Genomic DNA, 3,477 nt, shown 5'->3' with positions numbered 1-3,477 from the left:
CTGCCGTCAGCGCGCCGGCGAGGGTCTCGCGCCGGGCCCCCGCATGGCCGGGCGTCTCGACGGCGACCGGCAGCCAGCGGGCGAGGCGACGGACCGCCTCCAGCGCCAGTCCGTCGGCCGGCGGGTTGTAGCTCGGGCTGGCATAGGCCTCGATGGCGTGGACGAGGATCTCCATGCCCGCCGCCGCCAGCCGCCGGGCCGGTGCATGGGCGAGGGCGGTGGGATCGGCGATCACCCGGTCGGGGCGCGGGCAGAGCACGGGCTCGCCGTCGCGCAGGCGCACCTGACGGCCGAGGCCGAGGTCGAAGAGGCTCACGGGGACGGCGATGACGGCGCAGTCCGTGCCGCGCCGCACGGCTGCCGCCGCCGCGAGGCGCGCCTGGCCAATGGCCCCCGGCCCGCCGATGGCGATGATGGTCGAGGCTTCCGCGCGGTCGAGGGCACCCAGGACCTGCGCGACGTCGCTGCGCCGGGGCGCGCCCTCGTCGACGCAGAAGGAGGCGAGCCGGACACGCGGCAAGGCGTCGGCGACGCGCGCCATGGTCTCGGCGGCGCCGGGTTCGGGGTCGATGAGCACCAGCGCCTTGCCGAGCCGGGATGCTTCCTCGGGCAGGGCATCGTCGATGGCGCCATCGGCGAACTGGGTTCGCGTGAGATAGCCGATCAACGTCATCCGGGCCGCCTCGTCGTTCCCGGCTGCCGTGGGGCAGACGCGGGAAGAGCCGATGAAGGGGGCCGGCGGGACGCCGGCCCCTCACTGGGACGGGAGGCTCGGATCAGCCGCCTGCGCGCAGCCTGGCGCAGTCGACGACGTTGCGGGACGGCAGGCCGATCGCCCGGTACTGTTCGGCTGTCATGCCGAGCGTCTGGGTGACGTTGTCCGTCCGTCCGACCATCTTGCTGGTCAGGTTGCCGTCGGAGCCCTCGACCACCTCGGTGATGAACACGGTGCCGGTGGCCTGGCGGTTCTCGTTGAGGGTGATGCGGCCGATCGGGCTGTCGAGCTGCAGCTTGTTCAGGGCTTCCTTGAAGCGAGCCTGGCCGTTGCCGAGGTCGCCGCCCACGGCCTCGAGACCGCGGATGGCCGCCAGAGTGGCGACGTAGTAGCCGAGGCCGAACAGCGAGGGCGTGGGGAAGCGCTGGTTGGCCGGGAAGGCATCCTGGTAGAGCTTCACGTAGGTCTGCCAGGCGGGATCGGGGTTGTCGATGGCGAAGGGCCCCGAGGTCGGCGTGCCCGTGAGCACCTCCTTGGCGCGGCCGCGCGCGGTCAGCACCGTCTGGTCGGCCATGATGGTGCCGCCGATGAGCCGCGTCCGCTCGCCCGCCTGCTGGTACTGGTTGAGGAAGTTGATGGCGTCCGTGCCGCCGAGCCCGAGATAGATGGCGTCGATGTTGTCGGGCAGCTGCGCGATGATGGCGCCGAAGTCCGACTGGCCGAGGGGCTGCCAGAAGCGCTGGACGATGTCGCCGCCCGCCTTGCAGTAGTCGACGGCGAAGCCCATGAAGTTGGTGTAGCCGAAGGAATAGTCGGCGGCGATGGTGACGACGCGCCGCCAGTTCTTCTGCTTCACCACGTAGCTGCCGAGGCCGTAGCCCCACTGCGCGCCGTCGAGGTTGAAGCGGTAGAAATTCGGCGCCGGGTCGACCCAGGTGGTCTCCAGCGCACCCGAAATGCCGTTGATGACGACGTTGCCGGGGATGGTCTTGGCGAAGTCGCGCATGGCGATGCCTTCGGAGCCGGAGAGCGGCCCGATGATGATGTCGACCTTGTCCTGCTCGATGAGCTTGCGCGCCATGCGGACGGTGGTGTCCGGGCGGGTGTCGGTGGGCGCCACCACCGTCTCGATGCGGCGGCCGCCGACCGTGGCGTTGATCTGCTTGAGCGCCAGCTCGACGTTCCGGACGCCGTCAGCGCCGCCTGCGGCGAAGGCGCCTTCGAGAGCGACCAGGATGCCGATCCTGATCGGTGGGGTGCCCTGTGCCGCGGCAGCGCCGGGTAGCATCATGGCGATCGCCGAGAAGGCGGCGAGCATTGTCTTGCGCATTGGTCATCCTCCCGTTTTTTAGACGTCTCGTCTCGTCTGGGAGTTGCCCCCCGGCCGGCGAGGTCTTGGCAAAGTGCTGTCTGGCGAAGTCTGCTCCTGACGCGCGATCCACTTCGTCACGCTGGGTCAGGAGGCTCCGACGACTGACGCCGGCGGCCCATACCCAAGCGTCTTCTTTTCGCGGCGAAATGCCGGGGTTGAAGACGCGCGGATGCGCGCCGGGCAGCCTTCGATCGCACCGCAACGGAAAGGGGCCGCGGCCGGATCCATCCGATCACGGCCGCGGGTCGTTCAGTTCAGGGTGAGGTCTGGAGGATCAGACCCGCGAGCTCGGCCGGTAGAACGGCTCGTGGCGCGAGGGGTCGATGTAATCGGCATAGAAGCGCCGCACATGCGGCAACAGCACCTTGGAGAGGTGCCGGCGCTCGACCTCGTCATGCGACAGGGCCTTGGCGAGGTCGTCGTGCAGGGCCTTCAGGGCGGCATCCTTGTCGACCCGCGTGAACCGGCCGTCGGCATAGAGGATCTCGCCGTCGCACATGACGGCCTTGACCCCTTGCGCCTTCGCCCGCTGGACGAAGGCGTCCAGCACCGGCGTTTCCGCGTCGAGATAGGGATAGGCGATGGCGTTCCAGTCGTGCAGCGACAGGTCGGCGGCCTTGCCGACCTCCAGGCTGCCGATGGCGGCGCCATAGGGGGTGGTCTTCGCGCCGCCCGTGGTCGCCATGCGCAGGACCTGCGCCATGGTCGGCACGTCCGCCTCGACCATGCCCGGCACGCGGTGGGCGCGCAGCACGAGCCGGAGTTCCTGCAGCATGTCGCGGTCGTCGTTGATGCCGGCCTCGTCGAGGCCGATGGCCGTGTTCATGCCCTTCGCCTCGAAGACGTTGAGGGCGGCGACACCGGAGCGCAGGCGGAAGTTGGAGGAGCAGTTGTGGCAGACGCAGCCGCCGGCGCTCGCCAGGCGGTCGATATCGCTCTCGTTCAGCCAGACGCCGTGGCCGAGGGTGAGGCGTTCGTTCACCATGTCGAAGCGGTCGATGTATTCGAGCGCCGTGCATTTGCCGCGCCGCCAGGCGTATTCCTTCTGGTAGGCGGTCTCGAGCAGGTGCATGTGCATCGGCACGTGGAACTTCTTCGAGGCCTCCGAGAGCCGGGTCAACGCCGCGTCGGAACACCAGTGGAGGTTGGCGGGCGCCAGCTGGATCTTCACGCGGCTCTTGTTCTGGTGCTTGCGGTAGAGGCTCTCGAACAGGCCCATGACCTCGTCGAGGCCCGCCTTGAAGCGATCGAAATAGCGCTTCATCGGGTCGCGCAGTTCGGGCGGCAGGCTGGCGACGAAGTCGGCGTCGGCCTGGTAGACGAGCCGGTTCTGGTCGCGCACCGCGTAGCAGTAGGACACCCGCATGCCGATGTCCTCGTAGGCGCGGAT

General features: G+C 69.3%; 3 protein-coding genes. All 3 read right to left on the bottom strand.

What is annotated here, in order from left to right:
• On the bottom strand, window positions 1–673 hold a 673-nt coding region (locus ACT6XY_RS22615; protein WP_444750555.1), incomplete at its 3' end, for an iron-containing alcohol dehydrogenase.
• Window positions 674–776: 103 nt separating this feature from the next.
• Window positions 777–2,045 (bottom strand): ABC transporter substrate-binding protein, encoded by a 1,269-nt coding sequence (locus tag ACT6XY_RS22610; protein ID WP_444750554.1) that lies wholly within the window; start codon window positions 2,043–2,045, stop codon window positions 777–779.
• A 316-nt stretch (window positions 2,046–2,361) separates the two neighbouring features.
• A partial coding sequence (locus ACT6XY_RS22605) for an amidohydrolase family protein (RefSeq protein ID WP_444750553.1) occupies window positions 2,362–3,477 on the bottom strand: 1,116 nt, incomplete at its 5' end.

This window comes from Phreatobacter sp., from assembly GCF_052440005.1.
Taxonomy (GTDB): domain Bacteria; phylum Pseudomonadota; class Alphaproteobacteria; order Rhizobiales; family Phreatobacteraceae; genus Phreatobacter.
The sequence above is the reverse complement of the archived record's forward strand: the minus strand, read 5'-3'. Positions and strand labels throughout refer to the sequence as shown.

Coding starts and splice junctions, on each gene's coding strand:
- ACT6XY_RS22610 (WP_444750554.1), bottom strand. CDS start 2,045: ATGCGCAAGACAATGCTCGCCGCCTTCTCGGCGATCGCCATGATGCTA.